The organism is Mycolicibacterium phocaicum (assembly GCF_010731115.1).
Taxonomy (GTDB): domain Bacteria; phylum Actinomycetota; class Actinomycetes; order Mycobacteriales; family Mycobacteriaceae; genus Mycobacterium; species Mycobacterium phocaicum.
Genome location: NZ_AP022616.1, coordinates 4,356,807 through 4,382,563, shown reverse-complemented (window position 1 = coordinate 4,382,563; position 25,757 = coordinate 4,356,807). Strand labels below are relative to the sequence as shown.

The 25,757-nt window shown below is 69.4% G+C and carries 26 protein-coding genes; 9 read left to right on the top strand and 17 right to left on the bottom strand.

The annotated features are described in order from the left end of the window. Positions 1-43: 43 nt before the first annotated feature. Positions 44-1,645, top strand: a complete 1,602-nt coding sequence (locus G6N46_RS20905; RefSeq protein ID WP_138250940.1) for an adenylate/guanylate cyclase domain-containing protein — start codon at positions 44-46, stop codon at positions 1,643-1,645. Here the strand turns inward: G6N46_RS20905 and topA are convergent. The 3 genes from topA to G6N46_RS20890 form a co-directional block, all read right to left on the bottom strand. Then, positions 1,642-4,467, bottom strand: a complete 2,826-nt coding sequence (topA, locus tag G6N46_RS20900; RefSeq protein WP_138250941.1) for a type I DNA topoisomerase — start codon at positions 4,465-4,467, stop codon at positions 1,642-1,644. The genes G6N46_RS20905 and topA overlap by 4 nt on opposite strands. A gap of 145 nt (positions 4,468-4,612) precedes the next feature. Continuing rightward, a complete protein-coding gene (locus G6N46_RS20895; protein WP_138250942.1) occupies positions 4,613-5,191 on the bottom strand; it encodes a hypothetical protein in 579 nt (192 codons plus the stop codon). Between the two features lie 122 nt (positions 5,192-5,313). After that, positions 5,314-5,517, bottom strand: a complete 204-nt coding sequence (locus tag G6N46_RS20890; protein WP_020100960.1) for a cold-shock protein — start codon at positions 5,515-5,517, stop codon at positions 5,314-5,316. A 181-nt stretch (positions 5,518-5,698) separates the two neighbouring features. Between G6N46_RS20890 and G6N46_RS20885 the strand changes: the two genes are divergently transcribed. Both G6N46_RS20885 and G6N46_RS20880 read left to right on the top strand, forming a co-directional pair. Further along, complete coding sequence (locus tag G6N46_RS20885; RefSeq protein ID WP_138250943.1) at positions 5,699-8,041, top strand: DNA 3'-5' helicase SftH; 2,343 nt, start codon at positions 5,699-5,701, stop codon at positions 8,039-8,041. Between the two features lie 57 nt (positions 8,042-8,098). After that, on the top strand, positions 8,099-9,139 hold the full coding sequence (locus G6N46_RS20880; RefSeq protein ID WP_138250944.1) for a PAS domain-containing protein: 1,041 nt from the start codon (positions 8,099-8,101) through the stop codon (positions 9,137-9,139). Positions 9,140-9,151: 12 nt separating this feature from the next. On the opposite strand, the gene soxR is transcribed toward G6N46_RS20880, so the two are convergent. The 8 genes from soxR to ssd form a co-directional block, all read right to left on the bottom strand. Then, complete coding sequence (gene soxR, locus G6N46_RS20875) at positions 9,152-9,640, bottom strand: redox-sensitive transcriptional activator SoxR (protein WP_138250945.1); 489 nt, start codon at positions 9,638-9,640, stop codon at positions 9,152-9,154. A 110-nt stretch (positions 9,641-9,750) separates the two neighbouring features. After that, positions 9,751-10,092, bottom strand: a complete 342-nt coding sequence (locus G6N46_RS20870; RefSeq protein ID WP_138250946.1) for an Rv3654c family TadE-like protein — start codon at positions 10,090-10,092, stop codon at positions 9,751-9,753. Continuing rightward, entirely contained in the window at positions 10,085-10,426 is a 342-nt protein-coding gene (locus G6N46_RS20865) for a TadE family type IV pilus minor pilin (RefSeq protein ID WP_138250947.1), read from the bottom strand. The genes G6N46_RS20870 and G6N46_RS20865 overlap by 8 nt, the downstream gene beginning before the upstream one ends. Then, positions 10,404-10,607, bottom strand: coding sequence for a DUF4244 domain-containing protein (locus G6N46_RS20860; protein WP_174814072.1), 204 nt, complete (start codon positions 10,605-10,607; stop codon positions 10,404-10,406). The genes G6N46_RS20865 and G6N46_RS20860 overlap by 23 nt, the downstream gene beginning before the upstream one ends. A gap of 23 nt (positions 10,608-10,630) precedes the next feature. Then, positions 10,631-11,200, bottom strand: a complete 570-nt coding sequence (locus G6N46_RS20855; protein WP_179967694.1) for a type II secretion system F family protein — start codon at positions 11,198-11,200, stop codon at positions 10,631-10,633. Continuing rightward, entirely contained in the window at positions 11,197-11,973 is a 777-nt protein-coding gene (locus tag G6N46_RS20850; RefSeq protein ID WP_064857695.1) for a type II secretion system F family protein, read from the bottom strand. Before G6N46_RS20850 ends, G6N46_RS20855 begins: the two co-directional genes overlap by 4 nt. Further along, entirely contained in the window at positions 11,970-13,136 is a 1,167-nt protein-coding gene (locus G6N46_RS20845) for a TadA family conjugal transfer-associated ATPase (RefSeq protein WP_133426329.1), read from the bottom strand. Before G6N46_RS20845 ends, G6N46_RS20850 begins: the two co-directional genes overlap by 4 nt. Continuing rightward, positions 13,133-14,206, bottom strand: a complete 1,074-nt coding sequence (ssd, locus tag G6N46_RS20840) for a septum site-determining protein Ssd (protein WP_133426328.1) — start codon at positions 14,204-14,206, stop codon at positions 13,133-13,135. The genes G6N46_RS20845 and ssd overlap by 4 nt, the downstream gene beginning before the upstream one ends. A gap of 495 nt (positions 14,207-14,701) precedes the next feature. Here ssd and G6N46_RS20835 point away from each other — a divergent pair, with 495 nt between their 5' ends. Continuing rightward, on the top strand, positions 14,702-15,571 hold the full coding sequence (locus G6N46_RS20835; protein ID WP_135355515.1) for an HAD-IB family hydrolase: 870 nt from the start codon (positions 14,702-14,704) through the stop codon (positions 15,569-15,571). Positions 15,572-16,019: 448 nt separating this feature from the next. Here G6N46_RS20835 and G6N46_RS20830 read toward each other — a convergent pair whose 3' ends face one another. Beyond that, positions 16,020-16,790 (bottom strand): Fic family protein, encoded by a 771-nt coding sequence (locus tag G6N46_RS20830; RefSeq protein ID WP_133426327.1) that lies wholly within the window; start codon positions 16,788-16,790, stop codon positions 16,020-16,022. A gap of 99 nt (positions 16,791-16,889) precedes the next feature. Between G6N46_RS20830 and acs the strand changes: the two genes are divergently transcribed. Beyond that, entirely contained in the window at positions 16,890-18,836 is a 1,947-nt protein-coding gene (gene acs, locus G6N46_RS20825) for an acetate--CoA ligase (protein WP_138250949.1), read from the top strand. A 53-nt stretch (positions 18,837-18,889) separates the two neighbouring features. Here the strand turns inward: acs and G6N46_RS20820 are convergent, their stop codons facing one another. Continuing rightward, a complete protein-coding gene (locus G6N46_RS20820) occupies positions 18,890-19,555 on the bottom strand; it encodes a S1 family peptidase (RefSeq protein WP_135355527.1) in 666 nt (221 codons plus the stop codon). 117 nt (positions 19,556-19,672) lie between these two features. Between G6N46_RS20820 and G6N46_RS20815 the strand changes: the two genes are divergently transcribed. Both G6N46_RS20815 and G6N46_RS20810 read left to right on the top strand, forming a co-directional pair. Next, on the top strand, positions 19,673-20,182 hold the full coding sequence (locus G6N46_RS20815) for a phage holin family protein (protein ID WP_061007141.1): 510 nt from the start codon (positions 19,673-19,675) through the stop codon (positions 20,180-20,182). Beyond that, positions 20,182-21,147 (top strand): alpha/beta fold hydrolase, encoded by a 966-nt coding sequence (locus G6N46_RS20810; protein ID WP_064857700.1) that lies wholly within the window; start codon positions 20,182-20,184, stop codon positions 21,145-21,147. The genes G6N46_RS20815 and G6N46_RS20810 overlap by 1 nt, the downstream gene beginning before the upstream one ends. On the opposite strand, the gene marP is transcribed toward G6N46_RS20810, so the two are convergent. Genes marP through nth form a run of 4 tightly spaced genes read right to left on the bottom strand, consistent with a single transcriptional unit; the run spans position 21,136 to position 24,564 of the window. Continuing rightward, the gene (marP, locus tag G6N46_RS20805) at positions 21,136-22,329 is read right to left on the bottom strand and encodes an acid resistance serine protease MarP (protein ID WP_061007135.1); all 1,194 of its coding nucleotides are present in this window, start codon (positions 22,327-22,329) and stop codon (positions 21,136-21,138) included. The two genes, G6N46_RS20810 and marP, sit on opposite strands and share 12 nt — an antisense overlap. After that, entirely contained in the window at positions 22,326-23,090 is a 765-nt protein-coding gene (locus G6N46_RS20800; protein WP_138250950.1) for an NUDIX hydrolase, read from the bottom strand. The genes marP and G6N46_RS20800 overlap by 4 nt, the downstream gene beginning before the upstream one ends. Beyond that, positions 23,087-23,737 (bottom strand): TlpA family protein disulfide reductase, encoded by a 651-nt coding sequence (locus G6N46_RS20795; RefSeq protein WP_138250951.1) that lies wholly within the window; start codon positions 23,735-23,737, stop codon positions 23,087-23,089. The genes G6N46_RS20800 and G6N46_RS20795 overlap by 4 nt, the downstream gene beginning before the upstream one ends. Then, the gene (gene nth / locus G6N46_RS20790) at positions 23,734-24,564 is read right to left on the bottom strand and encodes an endonuclease III (RefSeq protein WP_179967693.1); all 831 of its coding nucleotides are present in this window, start codon (positions 24,562-24,564) and stop codon (positions 23,734-23,736) included. Before nth ends, G6N46_RS20795 begins: the two co-directional genes overlap by 4 nt. 60 nt (positions 24,565-24,624) lie before the next feature. On the opposite strand from nth, the gene G6N46_RS20785 reads away from it, so the two are divergent. Both G6N46_RS20785 and crp read left to right on the top strand, forming a co-directional pair. Further along, positions 24,625-24,936 (top strand): hypothetical protein, encoded by a 312-nt coding sequence (locus G6N46_RS20785; RefSeq protein ID WP_135355510.1) that lies wholly within the window; start codon positions 24,625-24,627, stop codon positions 24,934-24,936. 103 nt (positions 24,937-25,039) lie between these two features. Beyond that, a complete protein-coding gene (gene crp / locus G6N46_RS20780) occupies positions 25,040-25,714 on the top strand; it encodes a cAMP-activated global transcriptional regulator CRP (RefSeq protein ID WP_020100982.1) in 675 nt (224 codons plus the stop codon). Positions 25,715-25,757: the final 43 nt, after the last annotated feature.

The window sequence follows — 25,757 nt, the reverse complement described above, 5'->3', positions numbered from 1 at the left end:
CGCAGCGGCAATATCCGTCGCCCCGGCCCGATACGGTTAGCGAGTGGCCACCGATGTAAAGCACATCGGGCGAATCCGGGGGTTCGTCCGATGGGTGGCGCGCACGCCCTGGCCGGTGTTCACGCTGAGCTTGCTGCAGGCCGACATCATCGGCGCGCTGTTCGTTCTGGGCTTCCTGCGGTTCGGTCTGCCGGCCGAAGATCGCATCCAGTTGCAGGACCTGCCGGCGGTGAATCTGGCGGTGTTCCTGACCGTCCTGTTCGTCTCGTTCGTCGTGGCGGCGTGGCTGAGTCTGCGGCTGCTGATCCCCGTCATCCGCTGGCAACGGCGCGACACCCTGCACGGCGACGCCGACGATCCCGCGTTCACCGAACTGGCCCGCACCCGGGCCCTCAAGATGCCGTACTACCGGACGCTGATCAGCGTCGGGAACTGGTTCCTCGGCTCGGTGGTCTTCATCATCGCCAGCTGGCCGGTGGCGAGCCGCTCGGCGCCGTTCGTCGCGGTGGCCAGCGCGCTCGGCGCCACCGCCACCGCGATCATCGGCTACCTGCAGTCCGAACGCGTGCTGCGGCCCGTCGCGGTCGCCGCGCTGCGCGACGGGGTGCCCGAGAACTTCCGGGCCCCCGGCGTCATCCAGCGCCAGGTACTGACCTGGGTGCTCTCGACGGGTGTGCCGCTGCTGGCGATCATCGTGGCCCGGCTGGCCGGCCAGTACACGACCTTCATCGCCCAGAACGACCAGCTCAACACTCCCATCCTGCTGCTGGCGATCACCGCGCTGGCCGTCGGCCTGGCCGGCAACATCCTCGTGGCCATGTCGATCGCCGACCCGCTGCGCCAGCTGCGGTGGGCCCTGGGTGAGGTGCAGCGCGGTAACTACAACGCGCACATGCAGATTTACGACGCGAGCGAGCTGGGACTGCTGCAGGCCGGCTTCAACGACATGGTGCGCGACCTGTCCGAACGGCAGCGGCTGCGCGACCTGTTCGGCCGCTACGTCGGCGAGGACGTCGCCCGCCGCGCCCTGGAGCGCGGCACCGAGCTGGGCGGCCAGGAACGCGATGTCGCGGTGCTGTTCATCGACCTGATCGGGTCGACGCAGCTGGCGTCGACGCGGCCCGCCGCCGAGGTCGTGTCGATCCTCAACGAGTTCTTCCGGATCATCGTCGACACCGTGAACCGGCACGGCGGGTTCGTCAACAAGTTCCAGGGTGACGCGGCGCTGGCCATCTTCGGCGCCCCCATCGAACACCCGGACGCCTCAGGCGCGGCCCTGGCCGCATCCCGCGATCTGCACGACGAACTGGTGACGGTGCTGGGCACCACCGAGTTCGGCATCGGGGTGTCCGCCGGCCGCGCCATTGCCGGCCACATCGGCGCGCTGGCCCGCTTCGAGTACACCGTGATCGGCGACCCCGTGAACGAGGCGGCCCGCCTGACCGAGCTCGCCAAGCTCGAGGAGGGCCACGTGCTGGCGTCGGCCATCGCGGTCAGCGGCGCGCTGGACGCCGAGGCACTGTGCTGGGACGTCGGCGAGACCGTCGAGCTGCGCGGCCGGTCCGCGCCGACACAACTGGCACGGCCCCTGTCGCTGGCCTCGCCACGGCCGGCTCCCGAGCCGGAAACCGAAGCCGCCTCCTAGGCCTTCTTCGCGGCGGCTTTCTTCGCCGGCGCCTTCTTGGCGGCAGTCTTCTTCGCGGCGGTCTTCTTCGCCGCGGTCTTCTTGGCGGCCTTCTTCACCGGGCCACGAGCGCGCCTGTCGGACAACAACTCCGAGGCCCGCTCGTCGGTGATCGACATGACGTCGTCGCCCTTGCGCAGGCTCGCGTTGGTCTCACCGTCGGTGACGTACGGGCCGAACCGGCCGTCCTTGATCACCATCGGCTTGCCCGACACCGGATCGGTGCCCAGCTCACGCAGCGGCGGCGTGGCCGCCCCTTGGCGCCCACGGCGTTTCGGCTCGGCATAGATCTTCAACGCCTCTTCGAGCGTGACGGTGAACATCTGCTCTTCGGTGGCCAGCGAGCGAGAGTCGCTGCCGCGCTTGAGGTATGGGCCGTAACGGCCGTTCTGCGCGGTGATCTCCTCGTTGTTCTCCGGATCGACACCGACGACGCGCGGCAACGACAGCAGCTTGAGCGCGTCGTCGAGCGTCACCGTCTCGAGATCCATTGAGCGCAACAGAGATCCGGTGCGCGGCTTGGGGCCGACGGGCTTCTTGGTCTTCTTCGCGCCGGTGCCGGCGTCCGGCTCCTCCGGCGGCGCCGGCAGCACCTCGGTGACGTACGGACCGTAACGCCCGTCCTTGGCGACGATCTCGTGCCCGGTCGCCGGGTCGACACCCAGCACGCGGCCCTCTTGCGGTGTGGCGAACAGCTTTTCGGCCAGTTCGAGGGTCAGCTCGTCGGGCGTCAGATCGTCATTGAGGTTGGCGCGCTGCGGTTTCAGCTCGCCCGGGTTCTCGTCATCGGCGATCATCCGCTCCAGGTACGGCCCGTTACGGCCGACGCGGACGTTGATGGCGCGGCCTTCGGCGTCGTCGAACAGCTTGATGGAGTTGACTTCTCGTGCGTCGATGCCCTCGAGGTTGACGCCGACGAGCTTCTTCAGGCCCCCCTCGCGGGCCACCGAACCCTCGACGCCGTGGTCGCCACCGAAGTAGAAGTTGGTGAGCCAGTTGGTGCGCTGCTCGTTCCCGGCGGCGATCTCGTCGAGTTCGTCCTCCATGGCGGCGGTGAAGTCGTAGTCGACCAGCCGCCCGAAGTGCTGCTCCAGCAGCCCGACGACGGCGAACGCCACCCAGGCCGGCACCAGGGCGCTGCCCTTCTTGTAGATATAGCCGCGGTCCTGGATGGTCTTGATGATCGACGAGTACGTCGACGGGCGACCGATGCCCAGGTCTTCCAGCGCCTTGATCAGCGAGGCCTCGGTGTACCGGGCCGGCGGATTGGTGGTGTGCCCGTCGGCGGTGAGCTCGGCGGCGTCCACCCGCTGGCCCTGCGTGAGGTTCGGCAGGCGGCTCTCGGCGTCGTCGGCCTCGCCGCCGGCCTGCTCGTCGAGGCTCTCCACGTAGGCCTTGAGGAAGCCGGCGAACGTGATGGTGCGGCCGGAGGCGCTGAAGACGACCTGCTCGCCCGTCCTGGCCTGGCCGGAAATACGGAGCGACAGCGTCGTGCCGCGGGCGTCGGCCATCTGGGAGGCGACGGTGCGCTGCCAGATGAGCTCGTAGAGCCGGTACTCGTCGGTCTCGAGCTGGCCGTGCAGCTGGCCCGGGGTCTGGAACACGTCACCGGCGGGGCGGATGGCCTCGTGTGCCTCTTGGGCGTTCTTGACCTTGCGGGTGTACTGCCGCGGCGTCGGGTGGACGTACTCGGGGCCGTACAGCTGCCCGGCCTGCGTGCGCGCGGCGTTGATCGCCGACTCCGACAGCGTCGTGGAGTCGGTACGCATGTAGGTGATGTAGCCGTTCTCGTACAGCCGCTGCGCGATGCTCATGGTGCGCTCGGAGGAGAACCGCAGCTTGCGGCCGGCTTCCTGCTGCAGCGTCGACGTCATGAACGGGGCGTAAGGCTTGCGCGTGTACGGCTTCTGCTCCACCGAGCTGACGGTCAGCGACTCGCCGCGCAGCCCGGCGGCCAGTGCGCCCGCAGCGGCCTCGTCGAGGACCAGCACCTCGTCGGGCTTCTTGACGGCGCCGAGGGAGTCGAAATCACGGCCGGAGGCCACACGTCGGCCGTCGACGGTGTTGAGCTTGGCGGTGAACTTCGGCGGGGACGCTTCGGCGTCGGAGACGCTGGCGTCCAGCTCAGCGGTGACGTCCCAGTAGCCGGCGCTGCGGAACGCCATGCGTTCGCGCTCGCGCTGCACGATGATCCGGGTCGCGACCGACTGCACGCGGCCCGCCGACAGCTTCGGCGCGACCTTTTTCCACAGCACCGGGCTGACTTCGTAGCCGTAGAGCCGGTCGAGGATACGACGGGTCTCCTGCGCATCGACCAGGGCGATGTCCAGGTCACGCGGGTTCTGGGCGGCGGCGAGGATCGCGGGCTCGGTGATCTCGTGGAACACCATCCGCCGGACCGGCACCTTGGGCTTGAGCGTCTCGAGGAGGTGCCACGCGATGGCTTCACCCTCGCGGTCACCGTCCGTCGCGAGGTAGAGCTCGTCGACACCCTTGAGCAGGTCCTTGAGTTCGGTGACGGTGCTCTTCTTGTCGGGGCTGACGATATAGAGCGGCTCGAAGTTGTCGTCGACGTTCACGCCGAGGCGGGCCCAGGCCTCACCTTTATATTTGGCCGGCACGTCCGCGGCGTTGCGTGGGAGGTCGCGAATGTGTCCGCGCGACGATTCGACGACATAGTTGGAGCCGAGGTAACCGGCGATCTTGCGCGCCTTGGTAGGCGACTCGACTATGACGAGTCGCCGGACCCGGCTGCCGCTACCGGCACCATCGAGGTCAGCCACCGTATCTATACGCTCCACTTCTTGGTCGGCACTAGGACACCGAATGAATGCCTAACGGTCATCCGGTTCCAAGGCAAGTCACAATTTGACACTCCGCGCGAGCCTACGCAAACCGGATGCGGCCAAAATATACGGGCTGCACCCGCTAAATCCGGGGCCATTGGAGAAACGCCTCCGTGAACCCGGGCGGCTCGCCCACGTTCTCTACCAGGCGCAACAGCCTCCGACGGCCGCTGATCCGCAGGGCCGGATGATGACCCCTGGTGCCGATCAAGGTCGGCGCGATCCCGACTCGCATAAGTGCCGACGCCAACGTCGAATGAGTATCCGGTGCGTGGGGATCCAAACCCAACAGGTAGCCATTCGGTTCCGCGGTACCGGACGCGAGCGCCCAGGCGCGCAGCTCGCGGGGGCCCGGCAACCATCCGTCGGGCACGGTCTTGACCGCGCCGCGGGTCCAGTCCTGCGCCATCGGCGCTAGCCTCGCGTCGGCTTCGGTGCGTACCAGCGGCGTCTTCTCGTCGGTGTGGGTGATCTCGGGCTTCAGGCCGGCCTCGGCGATCATCTCGGCCAGCGCCTCGGCCCGCCACAACGCGTCGACCACGACTGACAGCCGCACATCGCCGCCCACCCGGACCACCTGTCCCGGTGCGGCGAGCAACCCGGTCAGGTCGGCGACCGCAGGCGGCACCGACTCGGCCGAGAAGAAGGACAGCTGACTCACCCTGCCGACAGTAGGCCAGCCCAGACCAAAAGGCAGGGAGGCCGGGCGCGACTACCCACCGATGCGAAACGCCCCCACTTCGCCACGGACGATGCGGGGGCGTTCTACGGAGTCTGTGAACCTCAGACGGTGCGGACGTTCAGAGCCTGCGGACCCTTCGGGCTCTGCTCGATCTCGAAGTCGACCTTCTGATTCTCCTCAAGGGTGCGGAACCCATTGGATTGAATCTGCTTGTAGTGGACGAAGACGTCGCCTCCGCCGCCTTCCTGCTCAATGAAGCCGTAACCCTTCTCCGGGTTGAACCACTTCACAGTCCCCTGTGGCATTTGTCCTTCATTTCCTTCTGTTACTGCGGGTGCGGGCCACCGAGTCTTCCGGTGTACCGGGAACGCAGACGACGTTCCCGGGTGTTGACACACGAACACAGAAGCTGCGACCAAGATCAGTCAACCATGTTCCACGCGGTCGCAACAGTCACACAGCGATCTGTGGTTAACAATTCATCTTGTGACGCAGGGAGAGTCGAACTTCGGGCGCGAGCTACTCGCGGCCGCGCTGGACGGCACTCCGGCCGACGAGCAGCCGCTGCGGCACGTCACCGACCTGGCGCCGCGCCAGGCGCGCCGAATGCCCTGGCCCGCTTGGGTTGGCGCCGACGTGACGCAGGCCTTCACGGATCGTGGTGTGGCGCAGCCGTGGTCGCATCAGGTGACCGCGGCCGAGTTGGCGCACGCCGGGCGGCATGTGGTGATCGCGACGGGCACCGCCTCCGGTAAATCCCTGGCCTACCAACTGCCGATCCTGCACGCGCTGCAAACCGACGTGCACGCCCGCGCCCTGTACCTGTCCCCCACGAAGGCGCTGGGCCACGACCAGCTGCGGGCCGCGCAGTCGCTGTGCGCCACGATTCCCGGCCTCAACAACACCGCACCGTCCGCCTATGACGGCGACAGCTCCACCGAGGCAAGGCAATTCGCCCGGGAGCGCTCCCGGTGGATCTTCTCGAATCCCGACATGGTGCACCTGTCCCTGCTGCGCAACCATGCGCGGTGGGCAGTGTTCCTGCGGCAGCTGAAGTTCGTGGTGATCGACGAATGCCACTATTACCGAGGCATTTTCGGCTCGAACGTGGCGATGGTACTGCGTCGGCTGCTGCGCCTGTGCGACCGCTACGGGTCGGCACCCACAGTGGTGTTTGCCAGCGCGACCACGGCCGCCCCGGCGCAGACGGCGTCCGAGCTGCTCGGCCAGACCGTCACCGCCGTCACCGAGGACGGGTCACCGCACGGCGGCCGCACGGTGGCGTTGTGGGAGCCTGCACTGCTCACCGATCTGATCGGCGAGAACGGCGCCCCGGTCCGCCGCGCCGCCGGCACCGAGGCCTCCCGGGTGATGGCCGACCTGATTGCCGAAGGCGCCCGCACCCTGACGTTCGTCCGTTCCCGGATCGGCGCCGAGCTGACGGCGCTCGGCGCCCGGGCCCGGCTCGAGAACGTCGCACCCGAGCTCGCCGAGCTGGTGGCGTCGTACCGCGCCGGGTATCTCGCCGAGGACCGCCGGGCGCTGGAACATGCTCTGACAGAAGGCGAATTGCGTGGCCTGGCGACCACCAACGCCCTGGAACTCGGTGTCGACATCGCCGGACTCGACGCGGTGGTGCTGGCCGGGTTCCCCGGCACCGTGGCCTCGTTCTGGCAGCAGGCCGGGCGGGCCGGACGCCGCGGGCAGAGCGCGCTCATCGTGCTGATCGCCCGGGATGACCCGCTCGACACCTACCTGGTGCACCATCCCGCCGCGCTGCTCGACAAACCCATCGAGCGGATCGTCATCGATCCCGCCAACCCCTACGTGCTGTCACCGCAGTTGTTGTGCGCGGCAACCGAACTCCCACTGACACCGGCCGAGGTGCGGATGTGGGACGCCGAAGCGGTGGCCGAAGCCCTCGTCGACGACGGCCTGCTGCGCAAGCGGCCCGCCGGCTATTTCCCGGCGCCCGGTGTGGATCCGCATCCCGCGGTGGACATCCGGGGCTCGTCCGGCGGGCAGATCGCCATCCTCGAGTCCGGCACCGGGCGCATGCTGGGCAGCACCGGCGCCGGGCAGGCGCCGGCCTCGGTGCATCCGGGCGCCGTCCATCTGCACCAGGGCGAGACGTACCTGGTGGACGCGCTCGACTTCGAGGCCGGCGTGGCCTTCGTGCACGCCGAGAATCCCGGCTACACGACGTCGGCCCGCGAGGTCACCGATATCAGCGTGCGTGGTACCGGCGAAATCCACCGATTCGGGTCCGTCGCCATCGGCCTCGTCCCGGTGTCGGTGTCCAACACCGTGGTGGGTTTCCTGCGCCGGGCCTTGGACGGCACGGTGCTCGATTTCGTCGACCTGGACATGCCGACCCGCACACTGGACACCATGGCGGTCATGTGCACCGTGACACCGGAGATATTGCTGGACAACGGGATTGACCAGCTGCGCGTACCCGGTTCACTGCACGCCGCCGAGCATGCCGCGATCGGTCTACTGCCACTGGTGGCCAGTTGCGACCGGGGCGACATCGGCGGGGTGTCCACCGCATCCGGCCCGGCCCCCGGCGACTTGTCCGGTCTGCCAACAATTTTCGTTTACGACGGCTATCCCGGTGGTGCCGGGTTCGCCGACCGCGGGTTCCGGCAGCTGCCCACCTGGTGGTCCGCCACGGCCGCGGCGATCGAGGCATGTGAGTGCCGTCACGGTTGCCCCTCCTGTGTGCAATCGCCCAAGTGCGGCAACGCGAACGATCCCCTCGACAAAGCCGGCGCTGTCCAGGTACTTCGCCTGGTAGTCGACACTTTGGCGGCCCACGGGAAGTAGGCCCGCCGGCCGACGCCGGGCAGAGCAAAGCGCGCCGAAACGGATAAACTTACGGCCATGACGGACGACTGGCTCCTCGTCGAGACCCTCGGCGCCGAACCTGCCGTCGTCGCGTTGGGGCAGCAAACCCAGGACATGGTTCCCATCAGCACTTTCCTGCGGCGCAACGCGAGCCTGATGGCCATCCAGTCGGCCATCGGGGAAACCGTGCGCGCCGGCCTGCCGCTGACGAGCATCACGCCCAAGAGCGACCGGGTGATCCGGACCGAAGTGGTGCAGATGACCGACGGCCGCATCCACGGCGTCCACGTCTGGGTCGGCGCGCCCGATGCCGACCCGCCGGACCGGATGATCCCCGGCCCGCTGAAGTGGGACCTGACGGGCGGCATCGCGACCGACACCATGGAGTCCCTGGCCAACAGCGGCCTCAACCCGGCGGCCGAGGCCACCCACGGCCGCGCCTTCGCCGACGATCTGCAGACCCGCAAGCTCAACCCGAACGAGGCCCGGGTCATCTCCGCCGTGCTCAAACCCGAGCCCGGCCAAACCTTCACCAGCACTTGGGAAATGACCGACTTCCGGGGCCGCCCCATCAGCGTCGGATTCGCCGCGCGGGTCCTGAACGAGCCCGACGAGGACGACCAGGACCGGCTGATCTGCCGGGCGATGAACTGGCGCGGCGTCCGCGAAAATTCGTCGGCCAACCCGCTCGACCGGGCACAGCAGATCGCGGGCGGGCGGGCCGTTCCCGGTGTGTACCGGGCCTTGGTGGACCTGAACACCTGGAAGCTCATCAAGTGGGTCGACGAGCCCTGTCCGCTCTTCGACTGGAGCGCCGACGCGACGTCCGAGACAGTGGTGCACCCGAACGAGATCGCCGAGATGGCGGCCATGACGGTCGAATTCGGCAGCGGACCGACGTCGCGGGTGCTCCGGTTGCGCGCCAATGACGGCGGGTGGGTGCCGATTCACGTCACCGCACACCGGCTCCAGGTCGCCGACGACACCTTCGCCGGTCTGCTGTCGCTGCGACTGCCGACCTACGGCGAGCTCGTGGCGGCCGGGGACCGGCTGAACGACGACCTGCCGGAATCCTGACCGCGACGAGTCCTATTGGGCGCCAGCCGGATTCGCTCCGTCGAGCGGCAGCAGTCGCCGCGCACCCGGACCTTCGGCGGCCAGCGTGTCGCCGGGGTTGATGACCAGACAGTGGTTGAGCGAGATGCATCCACACCCGATGCACTGGTCCATCTCCGACTGCAGCCGCTCCAACTCGAGCTGGCGTTCGCGCAATTGCGCCCGCCACCGTTTGTTGAGCCTGGTCCAGTCGCGCAGTGACGGCATCCGGTCGTCGGGCAGCGTCTGAAAGTGCTCGGCCACCTCGCTGAGCGGAATGCCGAGCCGCTTCGCGACCTGGATGACGGCGATGCGACGCTCCAGGTGACGTGGGTACAGCCGTGTCCCGCCCGACGTCCGCTCGGGGTGGATCAGCCCTTTTCGCTCATAGAAGTGCAGCGCGGACGCCGAGACTCCCGTCCGCTTCACGATCTCCCCGATGGTCAGGAGGTCGGTCGGACCCATGCGCTTGATCTCAACCATAGTTGAGATTCTACGGTAGTGACATGGCAAGCGACACAACGACAGATCGGCCCGGGTGGGGTGATCTGTTCTTCTGCGGCCTCCTGATCGTTGTCACCACCGCGCTGCCGTCAGCCTGGCCCGGCGCGGGCCCGGCCGTGCGCGTCGCCCAGGTGCCAGCGCCCGAATCGCACCGGCACCTCCACGTCGACCACCACATCCAGCCGCTCCACGGCGCAGTGACCAACCCGGCTGTCCATGGCTTCGGCGACGGCAGCCGCCCGGCTACAGGACTGGCCTGGTCCGGCGGCCAATGCGCCCGCGGCGGCCAGTGCGGCCAGGTCGGCCGCTGACTGCGCCTGATGCCGACCGATCACCGCGGCGCCGACCGCGGCCGCGCCGGTCAGGACCCCGATGAGCACCACGATGAGCGCGACCGCGAACACCGTCGCCGCACCCCGGTCGTCACGCACCAGGTTCGGGTGCCGCCACCGCCTCGGCCCCCACCGTGACGCCGGGCACCAGCGGTGCCCGAACGCGGACCCGCGCGACGATCCGCCCGCCGTCGCGCCGCACCTCGATCGAGGCCCCGTCCGGTCCGGTGCGACGGGCCGTGTCGACGGCAGCACTGTCGTCGCCACGGGCCGCGAGCCGGGCCGCTTCCCGGGCCGCATCGATGCAGCGCACCTGCGCCGAGACCGCAGCCAGCCCACCGACACCGAGGACGGCGACCACCACGAGTGCGGCGACCGCGAACGCCGCCTCGACCGTGACGCCGCCACGGTCATCGGTTGGTGGTGAGAGCACGCGAGATGATGTTGGTCAGCGCGCTGACGATCGAATCCCCCGTGACCACCGTGTAGAGGATGGCGCCGAACGCCGCGGCAGCCACGGTGCCGATGGCGTACTCCACCGTCGACATTCCGCTCTCATCGGCCAGCAGCAGGGTCGCTCGAGCTTCGAGCGCGCGAAAGCTGGTCATTTTCATGGTTTTCCTCCCCTTTGTTGTGATCAGAACACCCCGGACCCGAACACGTCACCGGCCAGACCGGCGACCACCGGCACGATGCCGAGACAGACGAATGCCGGCAGGTAGCAGAGCCCCAGTGGACCGGCGATCAGCACATTGGCGCGCTCGGCGGCGGCGTCCGCCGCGTCCCCGGCGTCGGCCCTGGCCTGCTCGGCCAGTTCCGCGACGCCCTGAGCCATCGCGGCACCCGACGACGCCGACCGCCGCGCCAGCCGCAGCAGCGCGATCACGTGCGGGTCGGTACCGCGACCCGGCTCTGCCCAGGCCGACGCCGGTGCCGCCCCCAGGGCCAGGAGTTCGGCCGCGCGACGCAGCACGCTCGCCAGATCGGCCGGTGCCGACGGCACCGCCGCCGCGGCCGCCGCGCCGGTCGCCATGCCTGCCGACAGGCACGCCGCCAGCACGTCCAGGCTCGACGGCACCGCCAGCGGGTCGTCGGGCGCCGCGGGCGGCGCGGACCGATCCGACGGGCGGGGCCGGATTCGGTGCACCGCCGCGCCCGGGATCAGCAGGACCGCCACGGCGAGCAGCAGAATCGGCACGGCGCTCATCGCTGTGCCCGCGCGATGATCCGGTCCGACCACAGCAGCCCGAGGCAGCACAGCACCACACCGATCGTCAGCACCGCCGCGCCGTCACCCAGCAGGAAGCGCACGGGATGCGCACCGATCAACTGTCCCAAGACAATTCCGAGTGCGGGCAGCCCGGACAGCACGGCCGCCGTCGTGCGGGCCCCGGCCATCCCCGCCCTGATCCGCGAGGAGAAACGTTCGCGCGCAACGACGTCACGTTCGGCGGCGCGCATCAGCGGGGCGATGGCCAAGCCATGGTCGAGCGCCAGTTGCCAGTACACCGCCAGCCGCTGCCAATGGGCGGGCAGCGCCGACGATCCCGCGACGGCACGCAGACCGGCAGAGACATCGGCGCCCAGGCGGGCCCGCGCCGCGACCTCGCCCAACGCCGCGGACACCGGTCCGCCGACCTCATGAGCCGCGGCATCGAACGCCGCGACCGGATGCGCCCCGGCACGCAGTTCCCCGACCAGGATGCCGAGTGCGCCCTGCAGCGTCTGAGCTTCCCGGGCGCGCAGCGCGGCCTGCCGCGAGCGCCGCCACCGGAGCCCCGCGGTGCCGACCACGGCCGAGCCGGCCAGCATCACCGGCATCGGCAGGACGACGAGCGCCACCACGGCGGCCACTGCCGCCACCGGCCAGAGCAGGCGAGGTCCAGATCGCACCAACCGTTTTCTGTGCCCGAGGCGCCCGGCGCCGCCCGCCGGTGGCGCGACCAGCACGGCCAGTGCCAGCAGCAGCGCGGGACTCACGACCGGCCCCGCGCAGTCAGCAGCTCACCCAGCGCGGGCAGGCCAGGGCCCGCGCCGCGGTCGACGTGCCAGGCGGTCACGACCGTCACGGTCCCGTCCGGGGCGCGGCGCAGCACCGCGATCTCACTCAGGTGCCGACGCCCGTCCCGGGCTCGCGCGGTGTGCAGTACCACCTGGCACGCGGCCGACAGTTGCGAATGCAGCGCCGCCCGGTCCAATCCGCCGACCGCTGCCAACGCCTCCATGCGGGCGGGCACCTCGGCGGGACTGTTCGCATGCACCGTCCCCGCCCCACCCTCGTGACCGGTGTTGAGCGCGGCAAGCAGATCCACGACTTCCGCACCGCGCACCTCGCCGACGACGATCCGGTCAGGGCGCATCCGCAGCGCCTGCCGAACCAGGTCACGCACCGTCACCTCGCCCACGCCCTCGACGTTGGCGCCGCGCGCGACCAGCCGGACCAGGTGCGGATGTTGCGGCGCCAGCTCCGCGGCGTCCTCGACGCAGACGATCCGCTCGGCGGGATCGACGGCCCCGAGGAGCGCGGACAACATGGTGGTCTTCCCGGCACCGGTGCCGCCGGAGACCAGGAACGCCAGCCGCGCCGCGACGATGTCGGTGATCAGCGGGACGGCGGGCGGCGCGATGGCGCCGGATTCGACGAGTCCGGCCAGGTCCTGCGTCGCGGGCCGCAGCACCCGCAGCGAGAGGCAGGTACCTGCGGCGGCGATCGGCGGCAGCACGGCATGCAACCGCACGGTCAGACCACCGCCGATACCGCCGAGGTGGCCGTCGACCCAGGGTTGCGAATCGTCGAGCCGGCGCCCGATCGCCAGCGCGAGCCGTTGCGCCAGGCGCTGCACCGCGTCCTCATCCGGAAATCTGATCGTGCTGCGGCGCAACCCGTTTCCGTCGTCGACCCACACCTCGTCGGGCGCGCTGACCAGCACGTCGGTGGTGCCCGGTGCCCGCAGGAGCGGTTCCAGAATCCCGGCACCGGTCAGCTCGGTCTGCAGCAGCCGCATGCCGGCCAGTACGTCGCTGTCGGCGAGTACGCCGCCGGACTCAGCTCGGATGGCCGCAGCCACCGCGTTGGGGTGCAGGGCACCGCTGGTCTGCGCGGCCAGTCGTTCCCGGACCCGATCCACCAACGACGACGTCACGCCGCCTCCCCGGGCTGTCGGCCCAGCACCGTGAGTACGCGGCGGGCGGCCACGGCCAGCGGTGACCGGCTCCGCAGACTCCGGCCGAGACCGCCCCGCTCGAGCGCGCCGTCGAGGTTGCTCTCGGCCCGCATGGCCGCCAGCAGCGGCAGCCCGAGGATCGTCGCCATCTCCGCGGCGCGCAGCCCGCCGGGCGCAGGACCCCGCACCACCAGGCCGACGTTCGGGTTGACGGCCGTCACCCAGTCGGCCACGACCCGGGTCGCGGCGCAGGCCCGCACCTCTGCCGGCGCCACCACGACCACCAGATCGGCTGCAGCCAGGACGGTCTCGGCGGCAGCGGAAGACTGTCGTGGCACATCGCAGATGACGGTTGCGCCGGCGCGGCTTCCGGCCTCGACGACCGCCGCGAGCGCCGTCGGCCTCAGCTCGACGCCGGTGCGGCCCGTCGACAGCACCACCACCCCGCGCCGGCGCGGGAGCGCATCGCGCAGGGCCGGATAGCTGAGCCGTCCCCCTGCCGCCGCCAGGTCCGGCCAGCGCAGGCCGGCATCGCACTCGGCACCGAGGGCGAGATCGATACCGCCGCTCCAGGCGTCGACGTCGACGAGCAGGCACTCATGGTCCGGTTCTCCCGCGGCCTGCGCCAAGGCGATCGCGAACACCGACGCGCCGCCGCCGCCACGTCCGCCGATGACGGCGACCACGGCGCCGCGGCGCCCGTCGGATTCGCCGGCTGCGGCATCCGCCAGGACACCGACCAGAGCCGACTCCCCGCCGGGCAGGGTGATGACCTCCTGTGCACCGATCACCATCGCGGCCTCGAACTCGCGGGAGCCGGGCGTATCGGTCGCGATCAAGAACACGGCGGGCCGTCGCGGCATCCCGAGCTCTCGGCAGCGCCGCGCTGCCGCGACGTCGAGCACCACTGCCGCGGCACCGACCCATGCCTTCCGGCCGGAGGGCTCCGCCGCGTACACCACTCTGATCCCCGCCGCCGCGGCGATGCGTTCGATCTCGTCGCGCAGTCCGGCGTCGGCGATCAACGCCAGGGCCCCGTTCGTCGTCATGGTTCCACCGTGATCCGCGGCAGGCCACGGCACCAGAGCCCGCCCCCAGAATGTGGATGAATCGCAAACTGTGGACAACTTTATTGACGCACTGGTGAGAATGTCGTTCCGCAACTTTTCACGGATGGGTCACGACTGTCGACGGGCCGGGCTCGCCAAGGCTCCGCCACAACGGGAACCGATGAATTCGGCGCTGGCGAAAATCTCGCCGAAGAGGCAACGCCTCCGGGAAAATGACCGCCCCCGAAAAAGGGACGACCCCCGCCAGGGGGGGGAGGAGGCGGAGGTCGTCGTGGATCAGCCCCGGGGGGTCGGGCTGATGCACACCCGGCGCTGCCCGGGTAATGCCCACTATACACACGTCAACAGGGCTGTGCGCAACTGTTGATTGTCTGTGAAATGGGCGTGTCAGCACGTCAATCGCCACGATGGCCGACCCACCGGCGACCGACACGGCCACAGCGGCGCCCACCCGGCGCCGGGGTTCCGGAGCATATGCTTGGAGCCGTGACCGCATCCGATCCGGCCGCGCAGACCGCGGCCGCGCCGCGTCAGGAGGCCGGGTCGACCGGTCCGGTGCGCACCGCAGCCTTCTTCGATCTCGACAAAACGGTGATCGCCAAGTCCAGCACCCTCGCTTTTAGCAAACCTTTTTTCAACCAGGGACTGCTGAACCGGCAAGCTGTCCTCAAGTCCACCTATGCCCAGTTTCTGTTCCTGATGTCCGGTGCCGACCACGATCAGATGGACCGCATGCGGTCCTACCTGACGAACATGTGCACGGGCTGGGACGTCGAACAGGTCAAGTCGATCGTCGCCGAGACGCTGCACGACATCGTCGACCCACTGGTCTTCGCAGAAGCCGCCAACCTGATCGCCGACCACAAGCTGTGCGGCCGCGATGTCGTGGTGGTCTCGGCATCCGGTGAGGAGATCGTCGCGCCCATCGCCCGCGAACTCGGGGCCAATCATTCGATGGCCACACGCATGGTGGTCGCCGACGGCAAGTACACGGGCGACGTCGACTTCTACTGCTTCGCCGAAGGCAAGGTCCAGGCGATCGAGGAACTCGCGGCCCGCGAGGGCTACGCGCTGGAGCACTGCTACGCCTACTCGGACTCCATCACCGATCTGCCGATGCTCGCGGCCGTCGGTCACCCCGCAGTGGTCAACCCGGACCGCGCGCTGCGCAAGGAGGCCGTCGCCCGCGGCTGGCCGGTGCTGACCTTCACCCGTCCGGTCTCGCTGCGGGACCGGCTGCCGGCACCCTCGGGCGCCGCGGTGGCCACCACACTGGCCGTCGGCGCCAGCGCCCTCGCGGCCGGCGCCGTGACGTACTCGCTGCTCCGTCGACTGAGCTTCTGAAAGCTACTGGCAAGTTGCTGAGTGCCCTGGAGTAACAATCACAAATCGCCGGCGATTGACCCTTGATGTGACTGCGGTCACGTAGTACAAAGGAAGCACGGAAGCCCCCCGAGGCCAAGACCGAACCGGAAGAGAAGGTTCGACCTCCCGAAGAGGGCATCCCAGCACGGAATACCGGCACCCACGCGGAGCACATACCGCGACAATGGTAAAAGCGTTGTGGGCCTGCGTAATTGCGAAAAGCGAACGGCTAAGAGAACTCCTTGGGTGGGGTTGTAGCCGCAGCGCATTGCAGGGACGCCGAGGCCACCCACACAACCCGACAAGCACGCTTGGTAACCGGGGTTCCGTGCTAGCGGGCGGCGAGCCGAGTCAGATGCCCTCTGACGACGGAGCGCCGCCCGCTTTTATGTGTGCGTGTTTGCTGGAGACGGCCGCGGACCGACCGCTACTTGGCCGAAGCCTGCGCAATCGACAGCGCCTCACGAGCTCCGGAATGCAGCGCACGACTGCTGCAGATCAACCACGCCGTCAGCCCGTCGGCCGTGCCCGACGCGAAGCCCCGTGCCGCGGCACGGTATTCGCCGACCTGACGCATCCAGTACATCTCGGGAACGCCGAGGCCGTGCGGGTCGAGACCACTCGACATGGTGATCAGCCGGGACACCGCGCGCGCCACCACACCGTCGGCCACCCCGAATGGAGCCAGGCTCAGGAGTTCGCCATGAGCGACGGCCGCGAGCACCGTCGCCGGCACCCGGCTCCCACCGCCCACGATCTCGCCGAGCAGCTCCAGGCGCCGGCCCACGTCCGGATCATCGGTGCGGGGCCGGCCGAGCTGGTCCGGGTCCGTCAGATCCGCGGCCGCCAGGGAGTGCAGCCGGGCGATCGCCTGTAGCGGCGCCCGCTGCCAGACGCCGACGAGCGCCGTCGCACCACCTTCGAGCGCCTCGGCCACACGCAGCGCGCCGGCCAGCACCGCGTCGGCGCGCTCACCTTTGGCCGGCGCCTCGCCGTCCTTACTGAAACTCAGGGAGCCGCCGTCGAGCACCGACGACGCCCGGGCGGCCCGCATCGACGCCTCGGCCGCGGTGGCGGGCCAACCGCGCAGGTTCACCTTGTGCCGGTGGGCCCTGCCGAGCGCTTCACGAGCCTCGTCTCCGGCCTCGGCCACGCCGGGGAGTTCGGCCAAAGGAGCCAGCGGGTCAGGTGCAGCCACGTCCGCACACGGTAGTGCCACCGGGTGGCCACCACCAACGTCCCGGTGGCGGGTCACCTCCAACGTCATTGCAACGTGCCAGTGACTACGCTCACAGCCATGACACAAGACACCGCTGTGCCACAGGCTTACCCGCCGCCTGCCGAGTTCGCCGCGCAGGCCAATGCCACCGCCGCGCTGTATCAAGAGGCCGACGCCGACCGCCTGGATTTCTGGCGCCGCCAGGGCGAGCGGTTGTCCTGGGCCACCCCGTTCACCGAGGTGCTCGACTGGTCCAATGCGCCCTTCGCCAAGTGGTTCGGTGACGGCAAGCTCAACGTCGCCTACAACTGCGTGGACCGCCACGTCGAGGCCGGCAACGGCGACCGCGTCGCGATCCACTGGGAGGGCGAGCCCGTCGGCGACGCCCGCGACATCACCTACGCCCAGCTCAAGGACGAGGTCAGCAAGGCCGCCAACGCCCTGACCGCCCTGGGCCTGGTCGCCGGCGACCGCGTCGCCATCTACATGCCGATGGTGCCCGAGGCCATCGTGGCGATGCTGGCCTGCGCCCGGCTCGGTGTCATGCACTCGGTCGTCTTCGCCGGTTTCTCGGCCACCGCCCTGGCCGCCCGCGTCGAGGATGCCCAGGCCAAGCTGGTCATCACCACCGACGGGCAGTACCGCCGCGGCCAGGCCGCCTCGCTCAAGTCCGCGGTCGATGAAGCCGTCACCGGCCAGGCGAGCGTCGAGCACGTGCTGGTGGTCAAGCGCACCGGCATCGACGTCGACTGGACCGAGGGCCGCGACGTCTGGTGGCACGAGATCGTCGACTCGCAGTCGACCGAGCACACCCCCGAGGCCTTCGACGCCGAGCAACCGTTGTTCCTGCTGTACACCTCCGGCACCACCGGCAAGCCCAAGGGCATCGTGCACACCAGCGGCGGCTTCCTGACCCAGGCGTCCTACAGCCACCACAACGTCTTCGACATCAAGGCCGACGACGTGTACTGGTGCACCGCCGACATCGGCTGGGTCACCGGGCACACCTACATCGTCTACGGCCCGCTCTCCAACGGCGTCACGCAGGTGGTCTACGAAGGCACCCCCACCTCACCCAACGAGCACCGGCACTTCGACATCATCGAGAAGTACGGCGTCACCATCTACTACACAGCGCCCACGCTGATCCGCACCTTCATGAAGCTGGGCCACCAGATCCCCGCGGCGCACAACCTGTCGAGCCTGCGGGTGCTCGGCTCGGTCGGTGAGCCCATCAACCCCGAGGCCTGGCGCTGGTACCGCGAACACATCGGCGCGGGCACCACGCCCATCGTGGACACGTGGTGGCAGACCGAGACCGGCGCCATCATGATCTCCCCGCTGCCCGGCGTGACCGCCGCCAAGCCCGGCTCGGCCATGACCCCGCTGCCCGGCATCAGCGCCAAGATCGTCGACGACGACGGCAACGACCTGGTCCCCGGCGCCGACGAGGCCGAACACGTCACCGGCTACCTGGTGCTCGACAAGCCGTGGCCGTCGATGCTGCGCGGCATCTGGGGCGACGACGAACGGTTCAAGGACACCTACTGGTCCCGCTTCGCCGAGCAGGGCTGGTACTTCGCCGGTGACGGCGCCCGCTACGACGCCGACGGCAACATCTGGGTCCTGGGCCGCATCGACGACGTCATGAACATCTCGGGCCACCGCATCTCCACCGCCGAGGTCGAGTCCGCACTCGTGGGGCACGCCGGCGTGGCCGAGGCCGCCGTCGTCGGCGCCACCGACGCCACCACCGGCCAGGCCATCTGCGCGTTCGTCATCCTCAAGGAGTCGGCGCACGGCGGTCCGGAGAACATGATCGAGGAACTGCGCGCCCAGGTGGCACGGGAGATCTCCCCCATCGCCAAACCACGCGAAATCCACGTCGTGCCCGAGCTCCCCAAGACGCGTAGCGGCAAGATCATGCGCCGCCTGCTGCGCGACGTCGCCGAAGGCCGCGACCTCGGCGACACCTCCACCCTCGTCGACCCCAGCGTCTTCGAAGCCATCCGCGCCAGCAAGTAGGCGTAGTACGCGAAAGGCCCCCGACGACATGTCGGGGGCCTTTTCGTATGTGGTCAGGCGATCGGCACGTAACCGGCGCCGGGCCGGCTCTTGGCGTCCAGATCGGCGATCACCGCGTTGATCGACACCGTCACGGCCGGGGTGTGCAGCGGCACGTACTTGACGACGCACGTCGGCAGGTCGTCGCTGAACGCGCCGTGGATCATGCCGACCAGCTTGTTGTTCACCGTGACGGGCGCACCCGAGTCACCGGGTTGGCCACACACCTGGTCGACGATGGTGCCCGGGTCCTGTCCGGGGCCCCACGTGACGCCGCAGGTGTAGCCGGTGGTGCGGCCCAGCTTGCACGCCACCTGGCCGAAGGCCGGGTCCGGGCCGATGCCGTCGATCTGGAATCCGTTGACAGTGTTGAGGGGCTGCACCTTGGCCGGGTCGAACTCGATGACGGCGTAGTCCAGCGGCTGACTGCCGGCCACCATGACGCCCAGCGTGCCGCGGTTCTCGGCGCCCTCGGCCGACACCTCGTGGCCGGGACCGCCGCAGTGCGCCGACGTGAAGCCGACCAGCTTGCCGCGGTTGTCATGACCGATCGTGGTCAGGGTGCAGAAGGTGTCACCGTCCACGACGATGCCGGAACCACCGCCCAGCGGCACCGGTGCGTCCGCGTGGGCCGGCACCCCGGCCGACGTGGCGAGCAGAGCAACGGCCGTCCCACACATCGCAGCAATCACGGGTGCCAAACGCATCGGGGCAGTGTATCCCTGGGCCGGATCGTTAAGCGGCGCCCCACGTGGCAACATATGCCAGGACTACACCGACGCCGGGAGGACGTGTTCGTGAGCAATGGCGATCGCAAGAATGGCCCCGTTCCAGCCACGGTGACCTCGATCCCGCTGGTGGATCCGCATGCGCCCAAGGCCGATCCGTCGATCGGCGATCTGGTCAAGGAAGCCACCGCGCAGATGTCGACGCTGGTGCGGGCCGAGGTCGAGCTCGCGCGCGCCGAGATCACCGCCGATGTGAAGAAGGGCCTGACCGGCAGCGTCCTGTTCATCGCCGCCCTGGTCGTGCTCTTCTACTCGACGTTCTTTTTCTTCTTCTTCCTCGGCTCGCTGCTGGAGCTGTGGCTGCCGAGCTGGGCGTCGTACCTCATCGTCTTCGCGCTCATGGTGCTGACGACGGGCGCGCTCGCGTTCCTGGGCTTCCTCAAGGTCCGCAAGATCCGCGGCCCGCGGGACACCATCGCCACGGTCAAGGAGGCCAAGGTGGCGCTGACGCCGGGGCACGACAAGCCGTCGAGTCAGATCACCGCCCGCACGGCTTCTAGCGACACCTCAGGCTGGTAGTGCCGCCACCTGATCCGTCGGTCGTCCGGATCGACGGTCCGTGGCGACACCTCCAGGTGCACGCGAACGGGATCCGCTTCCACGTCGTGGAGGCCGAGGGCTCGGAGCCCGAGGATCGGAACGCGGACGGGTCCTCCAATGCCGAGCGTCCGCTGGTGATCCTGCTGCACGGGTTCGCCTCGTTCTGGTACTCGTGGCGACATCAGTTGCGCGACCTGCGCGGCGCCCGGGTGGTCGCGGTCGACCTGCGAGGCTACGGCGGCAGTGACAAGCCACCGACCGGCTACGACGGCTGGACGCTGGCCGGGGACACCGCCGGCCTGGTGCGCGCGCTGGGACACCACTCCGCCGTGCTGGTCGGACACGCCGACGGCGGCCTCGTCTGCTGGGCGACGGCGATGCTGCATCCGCGGGCGGTCCGGGGTATCGCGCTGGTCAGTTCACCGCACCCGGTGGCGCTGCGGTCCTCGACGCTGACCGACAAGGGCCAGCGCGCGGCCCTGCTGCCGGCGATGCTGCGCAATCAGGTGCCGTGGTGGCCCGAGCATGTCCTGACCCGGCGCGGCGGTGCTGCCGTCGAGCAGCTGGTGCGCAGCCGCGCCGGTGCCGCCTGGCCGGCGTCGGCGGATTTCGCCCAGACCGCCGCGCACCTGCGCACCGCGATCCAGATTCCGTCGGCCGCGCACTCGGCGCTCGAGTATCAGCGGTGGGCGGCGCGCAGTCAGGTCCGCGGCGAAGGCCGGCGCTTCATGCGCGCGATGAAACAGCGCACCGCGGTGCCGGTCCTGCATCTGCACGGCACCGCCGACCCGTACGTACTCGATGATCCGGTCCGCCGGACCCAGCGTTACGCCCCGCAGACCCGCTTCGTATCCGTCCCCGGCGCAGGGCATTTCGCGCACGAGGAGCAGCCGTCGACCGTCACCTCGGAGCTGTCGACGTTTCTGCACCAGCTACCCGGCTGAGATGCACTTCCCGGTCGGCACCGCGTCCTGGTTGTCGACCTTGGCCATCTGCTTGGCCACCTCGTCGGCGGTGAGGACGAAGCCCGTGTCGGCGTCGTCGACCGCGGCGCCGAACACGACTCCGAGCACCTTCCCACTGCCGTCGATCAGCGGCCCGCCCGAATTGCCTTGGCGGACATTGCCTCTGATGGTGTAGACCTCGCGAGTGACGGTCGTGGAGTGGTAGATGTCCGGGCCGTTGAGCTTGATGACCTCGCGGATGCGCGCCGGGGTCGCGGCGAACTCACCGCCGCCCGGATAGCCCATCACCACGGCGCCGGTCCCGGTCGCGGCTTCCTGCATGTCGAACTTCAGGGGTGCCGCGGGCAGGTCGGGCGCGTCGAGAATCGAGATGTCGGCCTCGGGGTCGTACGACACGACCTTGGCGTCGTAGCTCTTGTCGTCGACCTGGACGGTGACGCTGTTGGAGCCGGCCACCACGTGGGCGTTGGACATCACCCGGCCGGGCGCCACCACGAAGCCGGTGCCCTCGAGCACCTTCTGGCAGCTCTGCGCGACGCCGCGGATCTTCACGACGCTGCCCTTGGCCGCGGCCACCGCCGGGTCGCCGACGAGCGCCGGGTCGGGCGCCGAGACGCTGACGATCGGCGTGCGGCCGAACGGCTGCAGCACCGACGGCAGGCCCGACGTGTTCAACAGCGCCGAGAGCCGCGTGGGCACGCGCTTGAGCCAGGCCGGCGCGAGGTCGTTGACCTCGGACAGCACGCGCGAGCCGTTCACCGCGGCAGCCAGGTTCGGCTGGTCGGACGACGTCAGCGGGGTGGCCAGCAGCCAGGCGGCAACCAGGACCGCGACCAGTTGCAGGGCCATGCCGACGACCGAGTCGAATCCGCGCACCACCTCGTTGCGCATGGCGCCGCGGACGGCGCGGCCCAGCACCACACCGGCGATCTCGCCGACCACGACCAGGCCCAGGATCAGGAACAAGGCGATGAAGAGCTTGCTGCGGGCGCCGTCGACGTGCGCCACCACATGCGGCGCCAGCAGCACACCGGCCACCGCGCCGAGCACCACACCGAGAAAAGACAGCAGGGAGCCCAGCGCCCCGGACCGCCAGCCCGAGACGGCGGCGACGAAGGCGACGGACAGAACGGCCAGATCCAGCCATTGTGAAGGTGTCATGGTTGATCCACACGGTAGCCGCTGGACTCGCCCAGCAGCGCCATTGCCGCGTCCAGTTCCTCGACGACGTCGGTGTTCCACGGCTTGGCCCAGCCTGCGACGTCGAGCATCGCGGAGATCACCTGAGCGGTGAACCCCCACACCAGCATCTGGTTGAGCAGAAATGCCGGGCCGGCGAACTGCCGCGTGTTCTCTTTGCGGTACACCATCAACCGGTTCTCGGGATTGACGAAGGCGCGCACGGGAACCCGCGCGACGATCGCGGTCTCGGCCGGGTCGACGGCGAGGACGTGGCCCGGGTCGGGCGAGTACGCGAGCACCGGAACGACGTGAAAACCCGAGGGCGGGATGAACATTCGGTCGAGCGTCGTCAGCACGTGCAGCCGCGAGGCGTCGATCCCGGTCTCCTCGGTCGCCTCGCGCAGCGCGGTGCCGATGGGACCGTCGTCCCCGGGATCGGACGCGCCGCCGGGGAACGCCGCCTGCCCGGCGTGGTGGCGCAGCGTCGATGCGCGGACGGTGACCAGCAGGTCGGCGTCGGGCGGCAGGGCACCGGCGGGGGCGTCGGGCGCGCCCGAGAACAACACCAGGACGGCGGCGTCGCGCTTGGTGCCGGTCAATGTCGCGGTGGCGCCGGCGGCGGTGATGGCCGCCAGAACGCTCTTCGGCACCCGGCGCCGGTAGGCCTGCGGCAGGTCCGCGGCGTTGTCGACGAGGGGCCGCAGCCAGGCCGGGGCGGCCTGTGGGTTCAGCACGTTCACCCCGACACTCCTAACTGTGCGTTCACTGCACTGGCGATCTCGTCGGCACTGGTGAACGGCCGGGGCAGGACCTGCGCAACGCTACCGTCAGGGCGCAGCAGCACGGTCGCAGGCATGACATTGGGGACGCGCAGCGCGGCCGCGATCAGCCGCCGGCCGTCCTGCAGCATCGGCAGCTTGACGCCCAGGTCGGCCAGCCGCAGCAGCCCGGCGGTCTCGTTCTCGTCCTGATGCACCGTCAGCACCGTCACCTTCGAGCCCACCCGGCGCTGGTACTCGGCCAGTGCGGGCAGTTCGTCGGCGCACGGGCCGCACCAGTAGGCCCACAAGTTCAGCACCACGGCGCGGCCGGCGACGGCCTTGGCGACGTCGACGGGCGTCCCGTCGGCCGCACAGTCGACCGTGATGCCCTGCAGCGCTTGCGGTCCGGGCCCGCCCTGCGGCGCCGGACAGGGCGGCAGGGCCGCCTTGGCCCGGGGTCCGGCCAGCGCCGCCGGGGTGTCGGCGTCGCGATGTGCGCGCGCGACAGTCTGCTGGCCCGCCGGCCCGGACGCGGTCCGGTCGTCACCGAGTTGCCGCCACAGCGCCACACCGAGAACGACGAACACGGCCAGCACCACCACGGTCCAACGGGCAGACCGACTCACTCGGTGATCCCGGCCAGGGCCAGCAGGTGTTCGGTCTCGGGTCCCTTCACCAGCGCCGCGGCGGCCGCCAGGTCCGTCGGCCCAAGTCCGTACGACGGGCAGTCGCGGGCCAGCACACACACGCCGCAGGCCGGGGTCCGGGAATGGCAAACCCGGCGCCCGTGGAAGATGACGCGGTGCGACAGCAGGGTCCATTCCTTGCGCGGGATCAGCTCGCCGACGGCGTGTTCCACCTTGACCGGGTCCTCTTCGGCGGTCCAGCGCCAACGTCGCACCAGCCGGCCGAAGTGCGTGTCGACCGTGATGCCCGGGATGTCGAAGGCGTTGCCGAGGATGACGTTGGCGGTCTTGCGTCCCACACCGGGCAGCGTGACCAGCTCGTCGAGGGTGTCGGGCACCTCGCCGTCGAAACGGGTGACCAGTTCCTGGCCCAGCCCGATGATCGACGTCGCCTTGTTGCGGTAGAAGCCGGTGGGCCGGATCAGCTCCTCGAGTTCGGTCCGGTTGGCCTGCGCATAGTCCAGCGCCGTCGGGTATTTGGCGAACAGCGCCGGCGTGGTGAGGTTCACCCTCTTGTCCGTGCACTGCGCCGACAGGATCGTGGCCACCGCAAGCTCCAGCGGATTGGTGAAATCCAGCTCGCAGTAGACGTGCGGGAACGCTTGCGCCAGTTCACGATTCATTCTCCGAGCGCGACGCACCAGACCCAGGTGGGTTTCGCGGTCGTATTTTGCGGTGGATCGTCGCGCAGGCACGCCGGTAAGCGTACTGAGAGAAGTCGGTAAGGATACTTTGACCGGCGTCGTTTCGTGATCACCCTGAGACATTCGGCGTGTTTACTTCTGCGTGTGTCCTGGTTGCTCGTGGTGTGCATTCCCGGGTTGCTCATGTTGGCAACCTTCGGGTTGAGCCGCCTCGAAGCGATGCTGGATACGTCCAAGGAGACGTACACCGCGGCAGACGTCAAAGCCTTCGTCGAGAAGGTCAAGAACGCCTGGTCGGAACAGTCCGCATCCGCCGGTACGTTGCCGCACCGATCAGCACCCCGATTCGAGGAGCCGCGCGCCCTCGCGGCCCCGTCGCCGACGCGCGACAACCCGCTCGGCGCCTTCGGTGAGCCCGAATTACCCAGCCGCGCGTATGCCCACTATGCGAGCAATCCGCAATTTCGCGAGACTCGCCAGGCGAATCGTGTGTAGCGTGGCTGGTTGCGAAACGGCTTACCACTAGACTGACTTTGTTAACCAGTTCACTGGCTAGCTTGCGCGCGTTTTTTATCACTCACCAGCCTTAGGGAGCAACGTGGACGAGATCCTGGCGAGGGCCGGAATCTTCCAGGGTGTCGAGCCCACCGCGGTATCCGCACTGACCAAACAGCTGCAGCCTGTCGACTTTCCTCGCGGACACACCGTGTTCGCCGAAGGCGAGCCCGGCGACCGCCTCTACATCATCATCTCCGGCAAGGTGAAGATCGGCCGCCGGTCGCCGGACGGCCGGGAGAACCTGCTGACGATCATGGGTCCGTCGGACATGTTCGGTGAGCTGTCGATCTTCGACCCGGGTCCCCGGACGTCGAGCGCCATCACCATCACCGAGGTGCGCGCCGTCTCGATGGACCGTGAAGCGCTGCGGGCGTGGATCGCGGACCGTCCGGAGATCGCCGAGCAGCTGCTGCGCGTGCTCGCCCGCCGGTTGCGCCGCACCAACAACAACCTGGCCGACCTGATCTTCACCGACGTGCCCGGTCGCGTGGCCAAGCAGCTGCTGCAGCTGGCCCAGCGCTTCGGCACACAGGAGGGCGGCGCCCTGCGCGTCACCCACGACCTGACGCAAGAAGAGATCGCCCAGCTGGTCGGCGCCTCCCGCGAAACCGTGAACAAGGCACTCGCCGACTTCGCGCACCGCGGCTGGATCCGGCTCGAAGGCAAGAGCGTGCTGATCTCCGACTCGGAGCGGCTGGCCCGCCGAGCGCGGTAGTTCTGACAAGATGCCCCCGACACGCGTCGGGGGCATCTTTGTC

Excerpts from the sequence above, each read along its gene's own strand:
- G6N46_RS20890 (WP_020100960.1), bottom strand. The coding sequence starts at position 5,517 with ATGCCACAGGGGACTGTGAAGTGGTTCAACCCGGAGAAGGGTTACGGC.
- G6N46_RS20880 (WP_138250944.1), top strand. The coding sequence starts at position 8,099 with ATGACGGACGACTGGCTCCTCGTCGAGACCCTCGGCGCCGAACCTGCC.
- soxR (WP_138250945.1), bottom strand. The coding sequence starts at position 9,640 with ATGGTTGAGATCAAGCGCATGGGTCCGACCGACCTCCTGACCATCGGG.
- G6N46_RS20860 (WP_174814072.1), bottom strand. The coding sequence starts at position 10,607 with ATGAAAATGACCAGCTTTCGCGCGCTCGAAGCTCGAGCGACCCTGCTG.
- G6N46_RS20855 (WP_179967694.1), bottom strand. The coding sequence starts at position 11,200 with ATGAGCGCCGTGCCGATTCTGCTGCTCGCCGTGGCGGTCCTGCTGATC.
- ssd (WP_133426328.1), bottom strand. The coding sequence starts at position 14,206 with ATGACGACGAACGGGGCCCTGGCGTTGATCGCCGACGCCGGACTGCGC.
- G6N46_RS20835 (WP_135355515.1), top strand. The coding sequence starts at position 14,702 with ATGCTTGGAGCCGTGACCGCATCCGATCCGGCCGCGCAGACCGCGGCC.
- acs (WP_138250949.1), top strand. The coding sequence starts at position 16,890 with ATGACACAAGACACCGCTGTGCCACAGGCTTACCCGCCGCCTGCCGAG.
- G6N46_RS20820 (WP_135355527.1), bottom strand. The coding sequence starts at position 19,555 with ATGTGTGGGACGGCCGTTGCTCTGCTCGCCACGTCGGCCGGGGTGCCG.
- marP (WP_061007135.1), bottom strand. The coding sequence starts at position 22,329 with ATGACACCTTCACAATGGCTGGATCTGGCCGTTCTGTCCGTCGCCTTC.
- nth (WP_179967693.1), bottom strand. The coding sequence starts at position 24,564 with ATGTCTCAGGGTGATCACGAAACGACGCCGGTCAAAGTATCCTTACCG.
- G6N46_RS20785 (WP_135355510.1), top strand. The coding sequence starts at position 24,625 with ATGTTGGCAACCTTCGGGTTGAGCCGCCTCGAAGCGATGCTGGATACG.